General features: G+C 61.8%; 18 protein-coding genes. 3 read left to right on the top strand and 15 right to left on the bottom strand.

From position 1 onward, the window contains the following. Positions 1-81: 81 nt before the first annotated feature. The 3 genes from ACFWYE_RS28010 to ACFWYE_RS28020 are packed head-to-tail and all read right to left on the bottom strand — an operon-like array spanning position 82 to position 3059. Positions 82-627: a 3-hydroxyanthranilate 3,4-dioxygenase gene (locus tag ACFWYE_RS28010; protein ID WP_379067172.1), complete on the bottom strand. Its 546-nt coding sequence runs from the start codon at positions 625-627 to the stop codon at positions 82-84. Between the two features lie 23 nt (positions 628-650). Further along, positions 651-1610 carry a dihydrodipicolinate synthase family protein gene (locus ACFWYE_RS28015; protein WP_379115363.1) on the bottom strand — a complete coding sequence of 320 codons (960 nt, stop codon included), beginning with the start codon at positions 1608-1610 and terminating at the stop codon, positions 651-653. Between the two features lie 15 nt (positions 1611-1625). Further along, positions 1626-3059 carry an NAD-dependent succinate-semialdehyde dehydrogenase gene (locus ACFWYE_RS28020; protein ID WP_379067168.1) on the bottom strand — a complete coding sequence of 478 codons (1434 nt, stop codon included), beginning with the start codon at positions 3057-3059 and terminating at the stop codon, positions 1626-1628. 195 nt (positions 3060-3254) lie between these two features. Between ACFWYE_RS28020 and ACFWYE_RS28025 the strand changes: the two genes are divergently transcribed. Continuing rightward, positions 3255-4166 carry a LysR family transcriptional regulator gene (locus ACFWYE_RS28025; protein WP_379115364.1) on the top strand — a complete coding sequence of 304 codons (912 nt, stop codon included), beginning with the start codon at positions 3255-3257 and terminating at the stop codon, positions 4164-4166. Positions 4167-4171: 5 nt separating this feature from the next. Here the strand turns inward: ACFWYE_RS28025 and ACFWYE_RS28030 are convergent, their stop codons facing one another. Genes ACFWYE_RS28030 through ACFWYE_RS28040 form a run of 3 tightly spaced genes read right to left on the bottom strand, consistent with a single transcriptional unit; the run spans position 4172 to position 7061 of the window. Continuing rightward, positions 4172-5047, bottom strand: a complete 876-nt coding sequence (locus tag ACFWYE_RS28030; RefSeq protein WP_379115365.1) for an alpha/beta hydrolase — start codon at positions 5045-5047, stop codon at positions 4172-4174. Positions 5048-5059: 12 nt separating this feature from the next. After that, positions 5060-5848 carry an alpha/beta fold hydrolase gene (locus tag ACFWYE_RS28035; protein WP_379115366.1) on the bottom strand — a complete coding sequence of 263 codons (789 nt, stop codon included), beginning with the start codon at positions 5846-5848 and terminating at the stop codon, positions 5060-5062. A gap of 55 nt (positions 5849-5903) precedes the next feature. Next, on the bottom strand, positions 5904-7061 hold the full coding sequence (locus ACFWYE_RS28040) for an FAD-dependent oxidoreductase (protein ID WP_379115367.1): 1158 nt from the start codon (positions 7059-7061) through the stop codon (positions 5904-5906). A 216-nt stretch (positions 7062-7277) separates the two neighbouring features. On the opposite strand from ACFWYE_RS28040, the gene ACFWYE_RS28045 reads away from it, so the two are divergent. After that, positions 7278-8204, top strand: a complete 927-nt coding sequence (locus ACFWYE_RS28045; protein WP_379115368.1) for a LysR family transcriptional regulator — start codon at positions 7278-7280, stop codon at positions 8202-8204. 210 nt (positions 8205-8414) lie between these two features. Further along, positions 8415-9593, top strand: coding sequence for an ABC transporter substrate-binding protein (locus ACFWYE_RS28050; protein WP_379067156.1), 1179 nt, complete (start codon positions 8415-8417; stop codon positions 9591-9593). Positions 9594-9696: 103 nt separating this feature from the next. Here the strand turns inward: ACFWYE_RS28050 and ACFWYE_RS28055 are convergent, their stop codons facing one another. From ACFWYE_RS28055 to ACFWYE_RS28095, 9 genes are all read right to left on the bottom strand, one after another. Continuing rightward, positions 9697-11094, bottom strand: coding sequence for an NAD(P)(+) transhydrogenase (Re/Si-specific) subunit beta (locus tag ACFWYE_RS28055; protein WP_379072926.1), 1398 nt, complete (start codon positions 11092-11094; stop codon positions 9697-9699). Further along, positions 11094-11642 (bottom strand): hypothetical protein, encoded by a 549-nt coding sequence (locus tag ACFWYE_RS28060; RefSeq protein WP_379115369.1) that lies wholly within the window; start codon positions 11640-11642, stop codon positions 11094-11096. Before ACFWYE_RS28060 ends, ACFWYE_RS28055 begins: the two co-directional genes overlap by 1 nt. After that, a complete protein-coding gene (locus ACFWYE_RS28065; RefSeq protein WP_165358182.1) occupies positions 11642-12073 on the bottom strand; it encodes an NAD(P) transhydrogenase subunit alpha in 432 nt (143 codons plus the stop codon). The genes ACFWYE_RS28060 and ACFWYE_RS28065 overlap by 1 nt, the downstream gene beginning before the upstream one ends. Further along, positions 12073-13323: a Re/Si-specific NAD(P)(+) transhydrogenase subunit alpha gene (locus tag ACFWYE_RS28070; RefSeq protein ID WP_379115370.1), complete on the bottom strand. Its 1251-nt coding sequence runs from the start codon at positions 13321-13323 to the stop codon at positions 12073-12075. Before ACFWYE_RS28070 ends, ACFWYE_RS28065 begins: the two co-directional genes overlap by 1 nt. Before the next feature lie 84 nt (positions 13324-13407). Further along, a complete protein-coding gene (locus ACFWYE_RS28075; protein WP_379115371.1) occupies positions 13408-13632 on the bottom strand; it encodes an aa3-type cytochrome c oxidase subunit IV in 225 nt (74 codons plus the stop codon). 166 nt (positions 13633-13798) lie between these two features. Continuing rightward, on the bottom strand, positions 13799-13948 hold the full coding sequence (locus ACFWYE_RS28080) for a DUF3096 domain-containing protein (protein WP_101939733.1): 150 nt from the start codon (positions 13946-13948) through the stop codon (positions 13799-13801). Positions 13949-14024: 76 nt separating this feature from the next. Continuing rightward, positions 14025-14798: a hypothetical protein gene (locus ACFWYE_RS28085; RefSeq protein ID WP_379067149.1), complete on the bottom strand. Its 774-nt coding sequence runs from the start codon at positions 14796-14798 to the stop codon at positions 14025-14027. Between the two features lie 147 nt (positions 14799-14945). Further along, positions 14946-17297, bottom strand: a complete 2352-nt coding sequence (locus ACFWYE_RS28090; RefSeq protein WP_379115372.1) for a putative bifunctional diguanylate cyclase/phosphodiesterase — start codon at positions 17295-17297, stop codon at positions 14946-14948. 147 nt (positions 17298-17444) lie between these two features. Further along, positions 17445-20915, bottom strand: coding sequence for an indolepyruvate ferredoxin oxidoreductase family protein (locus ACFWYE_RS28095; RefSeq protein WP_379115373.1), 3471 nt, complete (start codon positions 20913-20915; stop codon positions 17445-17447). Positions 20916-20991 lie beyond the last annotated feature (76 nt).

Raw genomic sequence — 20991 nt, forward strand, 5'->3', positions numbered from 1 at the left:
TCGCCGTCTCGGCGTTTTTCTTGGCCGGCAGGTTAGACAGGACCTACTCGCATGTGAATAGGTCCTCATGCTTCATCCCCGTCAGAGCTTCACCCAGCCTTCCGGCGGTGTCTTGCCGGGATGCATCGATCCGCAGTTCGGACAGGTGCGCGCCTTCTCGTCGGCATAGAAAGCCTGGTAGATGGGCGGCAGGTCGCGCACGATGCTCTTGAGCGAAACCTCGACCCGCTTGACCAGCGCGTTGCACTCGAAGCAGTACCATTCAAAGGCATCGAGAAGGCCGTCATTGCGCTTCGGCTCGACGACAAGACCGATCGACCCTTCCTGGGGACGCTGCGGCGAGTGGCGCACATGCGGCGGCAGCAGGAAGATCTCGCCTTCGCGGATCGGCACGTCGTAGAAATTGCCGTTGTCGACGACCTTGAGCATCATGTCGCCCTTGAGCTGGTAGAAGAATTCTTCGACCGGGTCGTCATGATAGTCGGTGCGCTTGTTCGGACCGCCGACGACCGTCACCATCAGGTCGGCATCCTCCCAGATCTGCTGGTTGCCGACCGGAGGCTTGAGAAGATGGGCGTGCTCGTCGATCCATTTCGAGAAGTTGAAAGCAGACAGGCGTCTGGTCATGGTTTCCTCCCAGTGGTGTCCAGTCAGTTGGCGGTCTTCAAACCGCATGCTTCGAAAGCGGCACGGGTTGCGCGTTTCTCTTCCTCGGTGAGTTCAAGCAGCGGCGGCCGAACCCGCCCGCCGGTCTGCCCGAGCAGGTCCTGCCAGTATTTCTGATGCGAATGCGGCTTCTCCGCCGGCCGCGTGTTCTTGAGCGCGGAGCGGACCGGATCCAGGCTGTCGCGGACGGCACGCGCCTTCTCGATCTCGCCGGCGAAGGCAAGATCGGTGTACTGGCGCATCCGCGTGTCATGTTTGGTCTGGATGAGGTAGGGCGGCGAGGAACAGAGATAGAGCTGCCAGCCGAGTTCGACGATGTTGTCCAGCCACTCTTCCTCGGAAGCCGTGCTGACCAGGATCCTGTCGCCTGCAAGGCGGGTCAGATCCTTGTACATCGGGCGGGGCACGCTGTACTTGATGGCGACGACGTTCTCGATGTCGGCCAGCTGGCTGCACAATTGCGGGCTCATCAGATAGCCGCTGTCGGGATGACTCCACAGCGCGATGCCGATATCCACCTTGTCGGCGATGGTACGGTAGTAGTTGAGCAGCGTTTCGTCCTGCGCCTTGAAGAAATGCAGCACCGGCGCATGCACGACGATGTAGTCGGCGCCAACTTTCTGAGCATGCTTGGCCAGTTCGATCACCACATCCATGTTCTGGTCCGAACAGGACATGATGGTCTGGGCGCGGCCGGCACAGGCATCGACCGCCAGCTCGAAGCTGCGCTTGCGTTCCTCGAGCGACATCGAGAAGAACTCGCCCTGCTTGCCGGCGATGAAGAAGCCATCGATCTTCAGGTCGTCGATCCAGTGATCGACATTGCGGCGAAAACCGCCTTCGTCGATCGACAGGTCATCCTTGAAAGGCATCAGCGCCGCGGCCCAGATGCCTTTCATCGTCGCCCGTGAATGGGCCTTGGCGGTCTTCTTGTCGTATTTCATCGGCTTGTTGATCCCTTAGACCGCCATGCGGTGCGAGACGGTTTTCACCACCATGTAATGCATGATGCCTTCCGCCCCGCCCTCGCGCCCGAAACCGCTCTCCTTGACGCCGCCGAACGGCGTTTCGGCGACCGAGGCCTCGAGCGTGTTGATGGAGACGTTGCCGGCTTCCAGATCATCGGTGATCTGGTCGACATTGGCAGCCGAGTTGGTGAAGGCGTAGGCGGCAAGTCCAAAGGGCACGCCATTCGCCTGCTCGATCGCGTTTTCCAGCGACGGCACCGGATTGATCACCGCGAGCGGTCCGAATGGTTCCTCGCGCATCACCCGGGCATTGGCCGGTACGTCCGCAAGGACGGTCGGCGGATAGAAGTAGCCGCGATTGGCCGGACGCTCCCCGCCAGTCAGCAGCTTCGCGCCTTTCGACACCGCATCGGCCACCAGCGCCTCCAGGGCTTCGACCCGGCGGTGGTTCGCCACGGGGCCCATTTCCGTCCCCTCGTCGAGACCATTGCCGGTCTTCACCTGGCGAGCACGCTCGACGAACGCGTCGGTGAACGGCCTGTAGAGTTTCTCATGAACGAAGAAGCGCGTTGGCGACGTGCAGACCTGGCCGGCATTGCGCACCTTGCGGATGGCAGAGGCAATGCCTGCCTTCACCGGATCGGCGTCGTCACAGACGATGACCGGGGCATGGCCGCCGAGTTCCATCAGAGCGGGCTTCACATATTGTGCGGCAAGGCCGGTCAGCCGCTTTCCGACGGCGGTTGAGCCGGTGAAGGCAATCAGACGCACCTGCTCGTGCGGAATGAGGTATTCGGAGATCTGCGCTGGCACGCCGAAGACGAGGTTGAGCACGCCGGCTGGAAGACCGGCATCATGGAAAGCGCGGGCGATGTGCAGGCAACCGGCGGGCGTCTCTTCCGATGCCTTGATGATGATCGAACAGCCGGCGGCAAGCGCGCCTGCGATCTTGCGGGCCGGCTGGCTGAGCGGAAAATTCCAGGGCGAGAAGGCAGCCACCGTGCCGATCGGCTGGTGATGCACGACGTAGCGGATACCTGGTTCGCTCGGGATGACCCGTCCATAGGTGCGCTGCGCTTCGCCGGCATCCCATTCGAAGAACTCGGCGCCACGAATGACTTCGAGGCGCGCCTGCTGAAACGGCTTGCCGTGCTCGCGGGTGATGTCGAGGGCGATTTCATCGATACGCTCGCGCAGCAGCGAGGCGGTCTTGCGAATGATCTCGGCGCGGCGCGCGGGCGATGTCTTGCGCCAGACAGCAAAGCCGCGCTCGGCCGCCTCGAGTGCCGCGTCGAGGTCGCTTGTCGACGCCACCGGCACCGCGCCGATCACGGTTTCATCGGCGGGATTGATGACCGGCAGCGTATCCGCCGTCTTGCGCCATGCGCCTCCGATATAGAGCTGAAGATCGGGGTAGTTCGACATAGAGGCGTCTCAGCTCCGTACTGGCATGAATTATGGGAAGCCGTCGCGCAGCTCGGACCGGCAACCTCCGCCCGCCAAGATCGATGGATTTCAATATATCGACAAGACGGATTTATCCGATAAATTAATATGGATTCTTATATGAATTGACTTCCTTCGAAAGCTGCAGACATCCGGAGATCGGAACCTCCACGCGTGAAGATCACCATCAAGCAGATCCAGCAGTTCCTGGCGGTCGCCGAACTCGGCAATTTCTCGCGCGCCTCGAAACGCCTTGGCACGGCACAGCCGGCGCTCTCGCAGGCGATCCGCGACCTCGAGGACGAACTGTCGGTGCGGCTGTTCGACCGCACCACCCGCCGCGTCGAGCTGACCGATGCCGGTCGGGAGTTCCAGAACTCCACGACGAAGGTGATGGAAGAACTGGAACATGCCGTGGAGGGCGTTCACATGCTGGCAGAGCGCAGGCGTGGCCGCCTGCGCATCGCGGCACCACCCTTGCTGGCTTCCGTCGTGCTGCCGCAGGCGATCGCCGAGTTCCAGCAGAGTTATCCTGGTATCGCCGTGCAGCTCGCCGACGTCGGCACCGAGCAGATCGTCGAGGCCGTGCGCAGCGGCAAGGCCGATTGCGGGCTCGGAACCTTCTCTCCCGCCGAAGACGGTATCGAGCGGGTCGCCCTGGTGCGCGACAGCCTGATGCTGTTTTGTGATGACCGCTCCATGTTTGCGAATGCAGCCACCGCCAGATGGCGCGATCTGGCGGATCAGCCGCTGATCACGCTGACGCGTGACAGTGGTATTCGCCTGCTGGTCGAAATCGGCTTCGAAACAAGCGAGATACCGCTGAAACCGGCTTTCGAGGTCAGCCAGGTGACAACCGCCCTGGCGCTCGTCGAGGCGGGATTGGGGGTGGCCGTGCTTCCCGCCTATGCCTTGGCGGCGGCGCGTCATCGCAAGGTGGCGGGCAAGCCGCTGGTCGAGCCGAACATCGCGCGCGAGGTGGCGATGATCCACGCTACGGGACGTTCCGTCTCGCCGGCCACACAGGCATTCGTCGCGGTGGTGAGGCGCTATGCGCAGCGCCTGATCCCGCGCGAGAACGGTTGACGGAACTACAGGTCGCCATTGATCAGGCGCAGCAAGGCTTTGGAGAGCGCTGTTTGGTCATCCGCCAGATCAAGAACAACGTCAAAATGATTGCGGTTGTCGATTTCCATTATTGTGGAAGGAAAACCCTCTTCCCGCCATAACCGGTGATATTCCGCCGACTGCCGCTTGAACCCGTCAGGCTCGCCTGCCGCATAGGCCGTCACAATGGGGCAGCCGGCATGCGGCAGGTTTTCAGCAGGGCTCAACTGCATGACCGATTGATCGTCGAGCCTGATCCAGTCCTGTACGAACGATCTTGAAATGGGCGCCAGATGGAACAGGCCGCTGATCGGCATGGCCCCCTTGATGACATCCTCCGGCACGTCGAAAGCCCCGTGCCATCCGCCGGACAGAACCGCCCCGGTCAGATGGCCGCCGGCCGAACTGCCTCCGACGAAGATACGGTTGGAATCGATGCCGAAACGCGATCCGTCGCGCCACAGGAAGCTGACTGCAGCGCGGACCTCGCGCACGATCTCGGCCAGATCGACCTCGGGTGCCAGCCTGTAATCCACCACGGCCGTGGCGATGCCGTGTTTTGCAAGCATCGCGGCCATGAACGCGGAATCGTGCTTTGAAAGCATCCGCCAATAACCGCCATGGATGAACACGAAAACCGGCCGCGGCTCCGTGCCGGCGCCGTAGATATCAATGGTTTGACTGCTGCGGGCATCGTAGACGACATCCAGATGCGAAGCGACGTTCTGCGCCGCCTCGGACTGGCTTCGATAGTTTCGCATCTCGGCCTCGAACACTTCGGCCGAAACCGAAGCGCGGGCGCTGTAGTCACGATCCAGAATTTCGCGCGGCCAATCGGCTTCGGCAGCCAGTCCGGTCATGCAAAGCAACTCCTAGCCAACGAAAGCCCGAATGGTTTCAGCAACCAGCTTGGGCTGCTCGAGCGTCGGGAAATGAGTCCGGCCGGGCAGTTTGTTTGGCTTGTACCAGGGATGTCCGGCGGCGAAATCGAGTTGCGCCTGTGCATATTCGGGCTCGAACGGCTGCGAATAGATATGCGTGATCGGCCGGTGTTCCGCCATCGCCGCCATGCGCTGCATCGGGTTGCCCCATTTGCGATAGGCCCTGGCGATCTCGCGGCCGGAGCGGGCCCACATCTCGAAACTGTATTTGGCCATCTCTTCGTTGACGTGATCGATGATGTCCCGGTTCTCGGTATCGCCGATCCAGTAGTTGAAGAAGTCGCCGCGGCCATTCTCCCAGTTGGTGCGATCCTGGATATGGTCGATCATCGAAAAGAAGGCTTCGTTGGGTGTGGTCTGGATCCAGTCGATGACGACCGAGCGTGGCACGCGCGTGCTGCCCAGGCGATCGGTCACTTCCATATTCGCCCAACCGCCATGGGAGGTCGAAACCGGCACCACCTTGTCGATCTTCATCCGGTCGAGAAAGGCGATGACGTCGGAAGCCTGGTCATCGGTGACAAAATCGCCATCGTGATCACGATGCAGGCCGTGACCGCGCCAGTCCAGCCTGATGACACGATGGCTGCGCGCAAGTTCTGGTGCCAGGGTCTTGAACAGACGATGGTCCTGGCACCAGCCCGACAAAAGCAGGAGGACATCCCCCTCTCCCGCTTCGTCGTAGGACAGCGTGTTGGCTCCAATCTGGATGGATTGCATGCAAGAAACTCCGAAATACGGGACGACAGGTGAAAAGCCCATCGATGAACAACGATCAGGCGAAGGCTTCCGTCGCCGTCGGGATATGGCGCGCGGTCCTCATGCGCACCGCGCCGATCTCGGCGGATCTTCCGGTGATCTTCAGGACCTGCGAGCGGATGTCGTCCGGCCAGAGGTTCATATCCCCCAGCCTCTCGGCGGTGTCCTGCGTATGCTCGGTCAGCGGACGCTCCCGCGCCTCCCATTCCCCTAGCGCCGCCACGACGTCGGGAGCATCGGTGACGGCGGCGGCGAGTGCCAGCCCATTCATCAGCGCACAGCCCCCGCCCTGTCCAAGATATGGCGGCATCGCATGAGCGGCATCGCCAAGGATAGCGACCCTCCCCTTGCTCCATTGCTTGAGCTTCACCACCTCGAAGGCATCCCAACGGCCGGCATCGCCGAAACGAGCGACAAGATTGGCAAGGTGCGGGAAGGACCCCGTCCATAGCTTGCGGTCGGCCGGCACCTTCAGCGCCTCGGCATCCTCGGCCGCGCAGCACAAGGCGACATACAGGTCGGAAGCGCTGGCCGGCGTATAGAGAATACGGCGCGATCCGGTGAAATATTCAATGTAGCGATCGCGATCCCCGGACGGCACATCGTTGTCGTCGCGCGGGATCAGCATCCGGATCGCACCATAGCCGAGATGCTTGCGGTACATCATCAGGTCGAGCGAATCCCGCACATTGGAGTTGATGCCGTCGGCACCGACCACGAGATCGGCCTTGCGCCGCTCGCCCCCTTCCAGCAGCAGTTCACCTTCCGGCGTCGCGCCGATGGCTGCCGAGCCAGTCAATATTTCGACGCCGGCTTTGCGGCAGGTATCGACCAGCGTGTTGATCAGCTGTTCGCGCAGGATGGTGATGAGCCGCGCATCGCCCGGCCCGTTGATGGGGATTTCCTCCATCGTGGTGTCGTTGTGGTCCCGGGTATGGAACTGCGGGCCGATATGCGCGCCAACGACTGCCTGCTCGTAAGCGCCGAGCGCCTTGAGCACGCGCAACCCGTTGCTCCAGATATAGATGCCGGCACCGAAGGTACGCAGGTTCGGAGCGCGTTCGTGCACGCTCACCGACCAGCCGCGCTGTGCCAGAGCGGCTGCCGCCGTCAAACCACCAATTCCCGCGCCCGCAATCTCGGCGCGGCGTCCGGCACCGGTACGCTGCATCATCGTTGACTTCCTCCCACCGGTGCTGAACGCACCTGTTCTTTGACTGGCCAGCCACGGCGTGCCGGGCCAAATGTCTCGCGACCGGCAACGTCACCGTCCGGCCGGTTGGCGAGACCTTCCCAACGATTGGCAATTCACACAAATGAATTCTGTGGAATTTTCTATGAAGCTTTGGAATATCAGAATGGAAACAACCATCGAACCGGCAACGCGCTCATGAAACTCGTCACCAGCCGCCTCACCATCCGCCATTTGCGAATGGTCGTTGCCATCGTCGAGGAAGGCAACCTCGTGCGCGCGGCGAAACGGCTTAACATGACGCAATCGGCCGTCACCAAGGCACTTCAGGAAGTGGAAGCGCTGACCAAGGCCCGCCTTTTCGACCGCAACAACCGCGGCGTGGTGCCGACCATGTTCGGAGAAACGCTTGCCGAACATGCCCGCCTCGTCATCACCCAACTCGCTCATGCCGAAGAGCATCTCGCCGACTTGCGCGACGGCACCGGCGGCCGTGTCGCCATCGGCACGCTTCTGTCCGCCGCCGCCGAGCTGTTGCCGACGGCAATCGCCCGCCTGCGCAAGGATCGCCCGAAGCTGGTGGTGAAGATCGTCGAAGGTACCAATGACGTGCTGATCCCGGCGCTGCGCGCCGGCGAACTGGACATGGTGGTCGGGCGGCTCTCGGAACTCCGGGACAGGCTCAATGTCGTACAGGAAGTGCTGATGGACGACATCGCCTGCGTCGTCGCACGCCGCGGTCATCCGCTCGCCGAGCGGCGTGACCTGGGTCTTGCCGACCTCATCGGCTGGGAGTGGATCCTGCCGCCGCAGGAAACCAGCCTGAGGCGACAGATTGACATTGCTTTTCGTGAGGAAGGCCTGGAACCGCCGGTGCACGCGGTCGACTCCGTCTCCCTGCTCACCAACCGCGCCCTGCTCGTCGACGCCGACTATCTTGGCGTCTTCCCGGCCCAGGTCGCGCGCAGGGAGGCCGCCGCGGGCGCGATCACCATACTGCCCGTCACGCTGCGCGCGACAGCCATACCGATCGGGATCACCACGCGCACCAACGCCAGGCTCTCTCCGGCAGCCGAATTGCTGGCGGAAACGCTGAGGAGAACGGCCCTGGATCTGACGGCCTGATCCTCGGTTATCGAAACCATTGCTATTCCCTGCCTTCATAGCTGGGAGATGAGTTTTCCATTTACCGCAAGACTGATTGGCCCAAGTTTAGCCGTGTGGACGACCTGCCGGCAACGGCGGGGCGATTGCATGCAGGGACAAGGAACAAAACCGCGACCCGGGATCGCGGACGCCCTCCCTGCATTTGAAGACACGAACGGGAGGGACTCCATGACTTGCAAGGGAATACTGGCGGCTGCCACCTTGGCGCTGCTGGCGGGTACGGCTCATGCCGCCGATCCGCTCAAGATAGGCATGATCACCACGCTATCCGGACCGGCGGGCTATCTGGGCCAGGACATTCGCGACGGCTTCCAGCTCGCGGTCGACCAGAACAAGGGCAAGCTCGGCGGCGCGCCGGTGGAACTGGTGGTGGAAGACGACAGCCTGAAACCTGGCAACGCCCGCCAGATCGCCGACAAGATGCTTTCCGAACAGGGCATCAAGGTTTTCACCGGCATGGTCTTCGCCAACGTCGCCTTTGCCGCTGTCCCCGAGATCCTCGACAATGACGCGCTTTATGTCAGCGCCAACACGGCGTCGGCCACGTTCGCCGGAAAGGATTGCCATCCCAACTATTTCGTCAGCTCCTGGCAGGACGACAGCCAGGGCGAAAGCGCCGGCGCGCTCGCACAGTCGCTGGGTTACAAGAAGGCATTTCTGATCGCGCCGAACTACCAGGCCGGCAAGGAGACCATGGGCGCCTTCAAGCGCTTTTACAAAGGCGAGGTGGTGGGGGAGACCTACACCAGCCTTGACCAGACCGATTTCGCCAGCGAGATGGCGCAGATCCGCGCCGCGAAACCCGACGTCGTTTATGAATTCGAGCCAGGCGGGCTCGGCATCGCTTTCATGCGCCAGTACCAGCAATCCGGCCTGCTCAAGGAAATCCCGATGGTGGTGCACCCGGCCTCGCTCGACCAGGTCATCGTCCAGGCCGTGGGTGACGCCGCCTCCGGCGTCAAGGTGACCAGCCATTGGAATGACGACTTCGACAATGCCGTCAACAAGGCTTTCGTCGCCGCATGGCGTGCGAAGTATGGCGATCGCCCGATCACCTACTATGCGGCGCAAGGCTATGACGCCGCTTTGCTGATCGGTGCCGGCCTCGAGAAGGATCCTGCCGGAGCCAGCGACGTCGCGGCACTGCGCAAGGGCCTGCTCAGCGCGGAAATTCCCTCTGTACGCGGCGCCTTCAAGTTCGGACCCAATCAGCATCCGGTCCAGGACTGGTATTCGCTCAAGGCCGAAAAAGGGGCCGACGGCAAGATGGTGCTGAAGACCGACAGCAAGGTGCTGACCGCGCACAGCGACAGCTACGCCGCCGACTGCAAGATGCCCGCCGAATAGCAGCGCAGCGGTCCGACAAACAAAAAAGAAAAGCCCGGCGCGAGCCGGGCTTTTCTTTTTAACATCTCAGCCGGCACCCGGATTTGGGGGGCCGGGCAATGGATCAGTGATCCATCGCCTTGACGATTTCCTCGGTCATCTTCTTGGCGTCGCCGAGCAGCATCATCGTGCCGTCCTTGTAGAACAGCGTGTTGTCGATGCCGGCATAGCCCGAGCCCAGCGAGCGCTTGACGAACAGGCAGGTACGCGCCTTGTCGACGTCGAGGATCGGCATGCCGTAGATCGGCGAGGACTTGTCGTCGCGCGCCGACGGGTTGGTGACGTCGTTGGCACCGATGACATAAGCAACGTCGGCCTGCGCGAATTCGGAGTTGATGTCCTCCAGTTCGAACACTTCGTCATAAGGCACGTTGGCTTCCGCCAGCAGCACGTTCATGTGGCCGGGCATGCGACCGGCGACCGGATGGATGGCGTATTTCACCTCGACGCCATTGGCCTTCAGCTTGTCGGCCATTTCGCGCAGCGCATGCTGGGCCTGGGCAACCGCCATGCCGTAGCCCGGCACGATGATGACCTTCTGTGCGTTCATCATGAGATAGGCAGCATCGTCGGCAGCACCGGTCTTCACGGTGCGCTGGATGCCGTCATCCGCCGCTGCAGCGGTCTCGCCGCCGAACCCACCAAGGATGACGGAAATGAAGGAGCGGTTCATGCCCTTGCACATGATGTAGGACAGGATCGCACCCGACGAACCGACCAGAGCGCCGGTGATGATCAGCGCGAGATTGCCGAGAGTGAAGCCCAGCGCGGCGGCAGCCCAGCCCGAATAGGAATTGAGCATCGACACCACGACCGGCATGTCGGCGCCGCCGATCGGGACGATGAGCAGAACACCCAACGCCAGCGATGCGAGGACGATCAGCCAGAACACGGCATAGCTCTGGGTGATGACGAGCAGGATGATCAGGATGACGAGGGCTGCGCCAAGCACGATGTTGATGAGATGGCGTGCCGGCAGCATGATCGGCTTGCCCGACATGCGCCCATCCAGCTTCAGGAAAGCGATCACCGAACCGGTGAAGGTGATGGCGCCGATCGCCACGCCCAGGCTCATTTCCACCAGCGCCTGGCCGTGGATGGCGCCCACTTCGCCGATGCCGAAGGATGCCGGCGCATACATGGCCGCTGCCGCCACCATCACCGCGGCCATACCGACCAGAGAGTGGAAGGCCGCCACCAATTGCGGCATCGAGGTCATGGCGATGCGGCGGGCCGTATAGGCGCCGACACCACCGCCAATGGCCAGTCCGACCACGATCAACGCAAAGCCGCCAAAGGAAGGCTTGGCCAGCAACAGCGTGGTGACGATGGCGATCGCCATGCCGATCATGCCGTAGAAATTGCCCTGCCGGCTGGTGGTCGGATGCGACAGGCCTCGCAACGCCAGGATGAAAAGGATGCCCGAGACGAGATACAGGAATGAGGCGAGATTGACGGACATCATGGCTTCTTCAACGCCTCCATCGAGCCGGCTGGAAATTCCACCTCGGCGAATTCAGGGTAAACCTGGCGCATGACCGTCACCTGCTGGTCTTCATTGACACGCAGCAGGTACCAGGCACCACCGTCGAGCAGCGCCAGTGTCTGGGACTTCGCCAGGATCTTGTCGGCGCCACCCGCGTCCATCACGACTTCGGTCGGGATCAGCGCATAGGGCTCGCCGTTCGGCAATTCCTTGTATTCCACCTTCGACACATCCATGGCGAAGGATTCGATTTTCACGGTGGCCAGCGCCGCCTGCATCTGTTCGATGACAATGCCGCGCAGCGCATCGACGGTCATGCCGGAGGTCTTGGCCATATGCTCGAGCACACGCGGAGGGATGGTCTTGACGACCGTCGCATAATCGTTGCCGCGCATGGCAGCATCGAAATCCGTCACGGCCTGAATCAGAGCCTTGCTCTCGGCCTCCGTCGCCGGACGGGCCAGTGTATGGCTGGCCAGGACCGACATAAATGCTGCGGCGAGGAAAAGCTTGACGAGCTTCATCACCGGCCCGCGCTATCCTTCTTCTTGTACATCGCCAGCATGCGCTGGGTGACAAGGAAGCCGCCGAAGATATTGACCGAAACCAGCACCAGCGCAATGAAGCCGAAGCCGGTCGCTGCCCCGGCCGCGGAAACGCCCACGGCCAGCAACGCACCGACGACGATCACCGAGGAAATGGCGTTGGTGACGGCCATCAGTGGCGTGTGCAAGGCCGGCGTTACCGACCAGACCACGTAATAACCGACGAAGATCGCCAGCACGAAAATGGCGAAGCGGAACACGAACGGGTCGATCGCGCCGCCAGAGAGCGCATGTGCGGCCCCCCCGGCTGCATCAGCCACGCCAGGCTGATTGGCGGCGTCCTGCAGCGCGAGGCGGACGGCCGCGCTCGCCTGGTCGAGTTGGTCGAGTGCTTTCTGCAAGGCTTCCATCAGGCAGTCCCCTTCGACTTGGTCGCAGTGGGCTTCTTGGCTGCGGCGGGTTTCTTGGCCGCCACCGGTTTAGCCGGTTTGGCAACAGGCTCGGCTGAAGCAATCATCGTTGCCGGCTTGTCTGCGAAATTGGGATGGACGACCTTGCCGCCATCCGTCAGCAGCGTCGCCTTCACCAGTTCGTCGTCGCGGTTGATGGCCAGCGCCTTGGTATCCTTGCTGACCAGCGTCTCCAGGAACGCGAACAGGTTCTTGGCATAAAGCAGGGATGCGGAAGCGGCGACGCGACCCGGCACATTGAGGTGGCCGACGATCTTGACGCCGTTTTCGGTGGTGACGGTCTTGCCTGCTTCGGCGCCGGCAACGTTGCCGCCTCGCTCCACCGCGAGATCGATCAGAACCGAGCCCGGACGCATCGAAGCAACCATCTCGGCGGAGACCAGCCGCGGGGCAGGACGCCCCGGGATCAATGCCGTCGTGATGACAATGTCCTGCTTGGCGATATGCTCGGCGGTCAGCGCGGCCTGCTTCGCCTGATATTCCTTGGACATTTCCTTGGCGTAACCGCCGGCCGTCTCGGCCTGCTTGAACTCGTCATCCTCGACCGCGATGAACTTGGCGCCCAGCGACTGAACCTGTTCCTTGACAGCGGGACGCACGTCGGTGGCGGTGACCACCGCACCAAGGCGGCGTGCTGTCGCGATTGCCTGCAGTCCTGCGACACCCACGCCCATGATGAAGACCTTTGCCGCCGGCACCGTACCGGCAGCCGTCATCATCATCGGCAGGGCGCGGTCGTACTCGCCAGCCGCGTCGATCACGGCCTGATAGCCAGCCAGGTTCGCCTGCGACGACAGCACGTCCATCACCTGCGCACGCGTGATGCGTGGCATGAATTCCATGGCGAAGGAGGTCACACCTGCCTTGGCAAGCGCGGCTACCCCGGCGTCATTGCCATAGGGGTCCATGATGGCAAGGACGGCCGCGCCTTTTTTGTAGTTTTTCAGCTCGGCTTCGGTCGGGCGACGGACCTTGAGCACGACATCGGCCTTGGCGACGTCGGCGGCCTTGCCGATCGTGGCCCCAGCCTTGGCAAAATCAGCGTCAGGAATACGGGAGGCGACACCTGCTCCGGCCTCGACGACAACATCGAAGCCCAAGCCTGCTATACGTTTCACCGTATCGGGAGACGCAGCAACGCGCCCCTCGTTCGCATCGGTCTCGCGAGGTATGAATACAATTTGTCCCACCGCATGATCCTTTCGGCTGGAACTCTGTTCTTTTGCGAACACCGGCCGAACGGCCGGTGCCGCCCCATGCGAAATGGGAAGATCTTATCGGAGAATGAAGCCGCCGACCGCCAAGATGATCACGAAGAGGATCGTTCCCGAGAAAAATCCGCCGGCAAAGAAGCCGAAGGCCATGGCAATGAGCAGCGCGACGCAGAAAAGCGAGCCGTATTTGGCGAGCGCGACGAAGCCAGCGTAAGTTCGCTCATGCTCTGCATAGTCCATCTGGGCACCCAGTTCGACAGGACCAGTCGGCGCGTGATCAGCCATCAGTATTCCCCTCCGGAAACGTCTAAAGCGCACATAGCGAAAAGCGCCGCCGAGGGCAATGGCACTGTTGCCGCATGGTGAGCGAGAACAGCGTCAAGATAATGTTGAAAGCCGGCGCTCATCGACGGCGGGCATCACGCGCTGTGCCGGCGATCTGGCGGGCAACTCAGCCAGCCAGATTCGGAAACAGGCCAAGCAGTCCTGCGACGATCAGATAGAGGGCGATGATATAGTTCAACAGCCTGGGCATGATCAGGATGAGCACGCCGGCAATCAGCGAGATCAGCGGCGTCAACGTTATGGCTGAAATGGTCACGGTCGGTCTCCCATCTGTCGCAGCGTTCAGGATCGGGTGTCTTCTTGTCGGCGGTGAGGCGGGCAGCGAAAGTAGTTTAGGCGGCGTCGCGGAAATACTTGGCCGTCGGCAGGATCGTCAGCGGCGCGAGTTCGCCGGGCTCTGGTGGCGCGAAAAGCATGCGCCGTTCGGCCGCTGTCGACCGGAAGAAGGGGAACCGCGCATAGTAGCGCTCCCGGTTGGCGTAGGCATCGGTACGGAACAACACCACGCGCCGTTGAATGCCAGGGTATGTGCGCAGTTCGCTGATCTGCTCCGAATAATAGACGCGCCTGTAGAATCCCGCGTGATCCTCGCGCACGGTCGAAAGTCCATAGGGAGCCTCGAAATAGAAGCAGGCCATCCCCGCCAGGCGCAATGTCACATAGGCGAGCTGTGGATAGACGCGGGTCCAATCCGGATCCGAGGCGAAGCGGCTCATGCAGACGAATGTGTCGCCTGCCTCGAGCATGGGGTAGATGATGTCGCCAAATGCCTTGGTCGAAGGAGACAGCGGGGTCTCGAGCGTGACATGATGGATACGCATCGTGCTGACGAGGCGCTGCTCGACGTAGATGCCGAAGCGATAGACGTTGGGCACCTCGTCGAGCTCATCACTGATCGTGTGGCTGATGTTGTCCGAAACCATGTCACTGGATCGGAACGCTTTGTATCGAAGACGATAGATGTCTTCCAGGTCTTCGCCCTTGTCGCAGCGCCGGTATTCGGACCTGTTGAGGAGTTCGAACACCTTCTCGCTTAAAGTTGCGCCGCTAAAGGCAACAGTCTTCGACCCCCCGGCACCGCCGCCCGGTTCGTCCTGCGTATTCATAACAATTCCCCGTACACCACCGCGGTCGGGAGCCTATGCAACAGCGCCAGCATGTAAAGTTCAAAATGCGCTGAATTAGATTTACCTTTTGTTAACCTTAACACCCCGCCTCGTCTCTCGAGGGCACTGTTCCCATCCGGGAAAATCTCAGTTCGCGCCGACCTTTGAGCGGGCATTCAAGCGAACTGGATCCACATTCGGCCGCCTGGGCGGCGGAGCGATATCGTCGACAAAGGGCCAGATCGTGCTCGACATCGTCTCGATGCCCGACGCACTCAATGCGGACCCGAACAGGAAGCCCTGCACGAGATCTGGCTCGATCTGCTGCGACAGGATCTTGAGCTGCTCGAAGGTCTCGACGCCTTCGATGGTCACGCTCAATCCGAGCGACCGCGAAAGACTGACAATGCCCTTGAGCAGTTCCAGTGAACGCGGGCTCTGAACCACGTCGATCAGGAACGATCGGTCGATCTTGACCTTGTCGAGCGGCAGCTTGTGCAGATAGCTCAGGCTCGAATAACCGGTGCCGAAATCGTCGAGGGCAATACGCACGCCGAGCTTTTTGATCTCCTGGATCAATTCGCGTGTCTGTGCCTTGTCGTCGAGAAGCGCGGTTTCGGTGACCTCGATCTCAAGACGATTCGGCGCCAGCTTGGCGGCTTCGAGCGCGACCTTCACCTTCTCAACGACATCGCTGTCGCGGAAGTCCTTGGCCGAGAGATTGACCGACACCGAAATCTGATTCGGCCATTTCGCGCATTCGGCACAGGCTGCTCGCAGCACCAGCTCGCTGATCTGCGAAATGATGCCCATCTCTTCCGCCAGAGGAATGAAGATGGCCGGCGAAATCGGACCAAGGTCCGGATGGTCCCAACGGCAAAGGGCCTCGCAGCTCACGATGCGCATGGTCTCCATGGCGACAATCGGCTGATAGACGATGCGCAGCCCGTCGGCCTCGACCGCCGAGCGCAGATCCGCCTTCATCAGCTGCCGGTTGCGGAATGCCGCATCCATCGAGGCTTCGAACAGCCGCCAGCCGTTTTTGCCGAGTTCCTTCGCCTTGTAGAGCGCAAGGTCGGATTTGACGATCATCTCATCGACGGTGGTGCTGTCGACGCGCGACAGAACGGCGCCCGCGCTGGCCTGGATGCGCAGCGCATGTCCAGCCACGTCGACCTCGCCCTGCAGTCCCGCGAAAATACGTTCGAGCAGCCCGGACAGATGGCTCTCGTCCTCGACCCGGTCGAAATACAGCATGAATTCGTCACCGCCGAAGCGGCTGATGGTGGTACCCGGCGCGGAGAACACCGAAAGCCGCTCGGCGGCGGCATAGATCAAGCCATCGCCAACCGGATGGCCGAGCGTGTCGTTGATGCTCTTGAAGTCGTCGAGATCGATCACCACCAGCCCGCATTGGCGGCTGCGATCGCCTCCCGACATCGCCTCGCTGACAAGCTCGTGGAAGTAGGCACGGTTCATCAGCCCTGTCAGGCTGTCGTATCTCGCCATGAAACGGATGCGTTCCTCAGCGGCGACACGCTGGGTGACGTCTTCGAAGGTGATGACCCCAAGCTCCTGCGAGCCTTCGCGCGCCGAAAATTCATAGTGCTGGCCGTTGGTCAGCGAGACCAGTACTTTTCGGTCGCGCCCTTCCCGCAAGGCACGGGTGAGCTGCGCTTCGACATAGCGGCAATCCTTGGCGGCAAGCAGGCCGCCCGCCACGCCCCTCATCAGCAGGGAATGGATCGACCGGCCAAGAAGCTGATCCGGAGATTTGAGCGACATGAGATGCGCCGCTTCGGCATTGGCGACCACCACTTTTCCGGCCGCGTCGAGCATGACCAGGCCATGCGACATCGTATTGAGCGCGCGACCAAACCGCTGGAACAGGCGGGTCGCCTTTTTCTCCTCGGTTATCGCGGTGAACAGGATGGCGCGCATCGCGCGCGCCAGCTTGCTGATGGCGAACATGAACGGCACGATGAAGAGGCCGAGGACAATGTTGTAGAAGTCCCCTTTCATGATCAGGCCGATCGCGATCGGCGCCACGATCGAAAGCGTCAGGATCGCCACCATCTTGATCGAACCAAAGTTTCGACCGGCGATGGTAACGGTGGTGGCCAACACCATCGAGATGGCTGCGATCTCGCCAAACATATCCGGCACGACATGGACGCTGACAAACGCGAACAACCCGATGGCAAGCCCGTGCGCCGTGCCCGCGATCAGATAATAGCGTTCCCATGCAAGCGCGGAACGGTAAGTCTCGATCCTGCTCGGATCGACCCTGTTGATGGCCATGTAGCGGCCAAGGCTGACCCCGGTCATCAGGAAGGCAAGCGCGATGTAGATCGGGGCTCCGGTCTTCAGATAGACCAGGAGAGCAACCGCGCCTTGCGTGAAGGCGCCAACGATCAGCAGGCTTGCGTCGTGAAAAAGCGAACGAACAAAGCCAACATAGACGTCTTCAGAGATGTCGTCGGGTCGATCTACATTCATGGCCTGGGCGCCGCACCAGCCAATCTCATCCCACAACCGGCTTAAGAAAGGCTTAGAATAGCTAAAATTAGCTACGTCCTGACCGGCATGCAAATGCCGTTCTTCCATTCCTGACCCGATCGCGGGTTCTTGCGCGATCGTGCCATCTCATTCGGCGGCTTGCAACCGGACTTCTTCTGCTCCCGTCAGTCGCTCGATCAGCCTTGCCCGTTCACCCTTTGCTTTCTCCATTGCGGCATGTTTGACGTGGCCGTAGCCGCGCACCAGCTGCGGCACCGAAGCAAGTGCCGTAGCTGCCTCGATCCTGCCGGGTGTGAGCGAACGCGAAATCAGGTCGAGATCATCTTCGAACTGCTTCAGCAGCTGGCGCTCGCGACGGCGCTCGGCGGTATAGCCGAAGACGTCCAAAGCTGTGCCTCTCAGGCCTCTCAGGGCCGCCAGGAGACCAAATCCCTTCATCATCCAGGGACCGAAGCTGGACTTCCTCGGCTTGCCGTCGGCATCGCGGCGACCAAGGATCGGCGGCGCGAGATGAAACTCCAACCCATCATGGCTCTCGAACTGCTGGGACAGCGAGCGCATGAAGGATCCGTCCGTGTAGAGCCGTGCGACCTCGTATTCGTCCTTGATAGCCATCACCTTGAAGAGGTTGCGCGCAGCCGCTTCCGTCACCACGGTCGAACCTGGAACCAACTTGTTCTCATGCGCCCGGAATGCGGCGATACGATCCGAGTAACGTTTGCCGTAGGCGGCGTTCTGATAGGTCGCGAGGAAGGCCGCGCGCCGCGCGATGATCTCATCCAGCGTTTCAGCAGCCGGTTGTATGGCCCGGCCCTGCCGCTCGACCTGGCTGCGCACGAATTCGGGATCGTGCGCCGCGCGCCGGCCCCAGCGGAAGGCCGCCACGTTCATGGCTACCGCCTCGCCGTTCAGTTCGATCGCTTTTTCGACCGCCTCGGCCGACAGCGGCAATCCGCCGTACTGAAAGGCAAAACCGAGCATGAACATGTTGGCGCCGAGCGAATTGCCGAACAGCGCCGTCGCCGTCCGGGTCGCGTCGAAGAAATGCGCCCTGTCTTCGCCGGCGGCCTGGCGGATCGCCTTTTTCAGCCGCTCGGTCGGAAGTGAGAAATCGGCCGCGCGCGCAAATTCGCCCGGCATGATCTCGGCGGTATTGGCAACGAAGATCGTATGCCCCTCGCGTGCTGCAGCCAGCACCTTCTTGGCGCCGGAGACGACCAGATCGCACCCCAGGATGAGATCCGCCTTGCCGGCCGAAACGCGGATGGCGTGGATGTCCTCCGGCGTGCGGGCGACCCGCACATGCGTGAAGACCGAACCACCCTTCTGGGCAAGTCCGGCCATGTCGATCATGCCACAGCCCTTGCCTTCCAGATGTGCCGCCATACCGAGGATCGCACCGACGGTGACGACGCCTGTGCCACCGACGCCGTCGATGATCGCCGCCCAGCCATCCTTGCCCAGCTCGAAATTCGACGGCGAAGGCACGCCGTCGAGAGGATCCGCCTTGCCGGCAACGCCAACCGCCTTGCGGATCTTTGCGCCATGCACGGTGACAAAGGACGGGCAGAAGCCGTTCACGCAGGAAAAGTCCTTGTTGCACGACGACTGATCGATCTTGCGCTTGCGGCCGAATTCAGTCTCGACAGGCTGGATCGAAACGCAGTTGGACTGCACCCCGCAATCGCCACAGCCCTCGCAGACGAGTTCATTGATGAAGACGCGTTTGTCCGGGTCCGGAAATGTGCCGCGCTTGCGGCGGCGCCGCTTCTCGGCAGCGCAGGTCTGATCGTAGAGCAGGACCGATACCCCCTTCACTGATCGCAGCTCGCGCTGGATGCGATCGAGGTCGTCCCGGTGATCGATCGTCACCCCCGCAGGAAACTCTGCGTGGCCGGCATACTTGCCGGGTTCGTCGGTGACGACGGCAATCCGGTCGACACCTTCGGCGCGGACCTGGCGCGCGATCATGTCAACGGTCAGCCCACCTTCGTGCGGCTGACCGCCGGTCATCGCCACCGCGTCGTTGTAGAGGATCTTGTAGGTGATGTTGGTGCCGGCGGACAAAGCGAAACGCAGCGCCAGCGTTCCCGAATGATTGTAGGTGCCGTCGCCGAGATTCTGGAAGATGTGCTCCCGTTTGGAGAACGGCGCCTGGCCGACCCACTGCGCGCCCTCCCCGCCCATCGCGGTGAAGCCGATCGTGGAGCGGTCCATCCACAAGGCCATGAAATGGCAGCCGATCCCGGCAGCCGCGATCGACCCCTCCGGAACTTTGGTCGATGAATTGTGCGGACAGCCAGAACAGAAGAACGGGGTGCGTGAACCGATATCCTTGGTATCGGCCAGCATCGCCTGGAACTGCTTCAGTTTTGAGACGCGCTGGGTGATTTCTTCGGATGGGCCGATGGTCCGGATGATGCGCTCGCCCAGCGCGATGGCGATTTCATTCGGGTCGAGCGCCCCCTTGGCCGGAAACAGCCAGCCGCCGCGCTCATCCTTCTTGCCGACGATGACCGGCTGGTTGGCGGTACCGTAGAGGTTCTCACGCAACTGGACTTCGATCAGCGAGCGCTTTTCCTCGACGACGACAACCGTTTCCAGCCCGCGCGCAAACTCGGCGACGTGCTCCAAATCGAGTGGCCACGGGCAACCCACTTTGAACAGGCGGATGCCGATGCGGTTCGCCACGGCCTCGTCGATGCCGATGTCGTCCAGCGCCTGGCGCACATCGAGATAGCTCTTGCCGACGGTGACGATGCCCAGTTTCGCCTTTCGCCCGCCGGAATAGATGATGCGGTTCAGTCCGTTCTCGCGGATGAAGGCGGCCATGGCGCCGCGTTTGCCTTCGTGCAGCCGCGCTTCCTGTCCAAGCTGGTCAAGCTCGTTGCGGATGTTGAGACCGCCGGGCGGCATATCGAATTCGGGCAGGACGATGTTCAGGCGCGCCGGCGACGCATCGACCGATGCCGTCGATTCGATGTTGTCCTTAACGCACTTGATCGCCGTCCAGGTCCCGGAGAAGCGTGACATGGCAAAGCCGAGCAGGCCGTAGTCGATCAGTTCCTGCACGCCTGCCGGATTGAGGACCGGGATCATGGCATCGACGAAGGCAAACTCCGTGGCATGCGCATTGGTCGACGATTCGGCGTTGTGGTCGTCGCCCATCAAGGCAAGAACGCCGCCGTGCCTGGACGAACCCGCCAGATTGGCATGGCGGAAGACGTCGCCGGAACGGTCGACTCCCGGGCCTTTGCCGTACCAGACCGAAAAGACCCCGTCATATTTGCCTTCGCCAAGCAGTTCGGCCTGCTGCGATCCCCAACATGCCGTGGCCGCAAGCTCCTCGTTGAGGCCCGACTGGAAAACGATGTCGGCATGCGAAAGCTGATTTTTTGCCCGCCAGAGCTGCAGGTCCAGCCCGCCGAGCGGAGAGCCGCGGTAGCCGGAGACGAAACCTGCCGTGTTGAGGCCGGCCAACCGGTCCCGTTCGCGCTGCATCAGGAGCATGCGCACGACGGCCTGGGCACCCGAGAGAAAAACACGTTCCTTGGAAAGATCGAATTTATCGTCGAGCGAGACGTCGTGCAGCGTCATGGTACCTTCCCGTGCGAAACCGTCCGGATTCGCCACAGCGACTGGATCGGGCGCAGTCTTTCCACCTCGGCATGTA

It is taken from the genome of Mesorhizobium sp. NPDC059025, assembly GCF_042739655.1.
GTDB lineage: Bacteria > Pseudomonadota > Alphaproteobacteria > Rhizobiales > Rhizobiaceae > Mesorhizobium.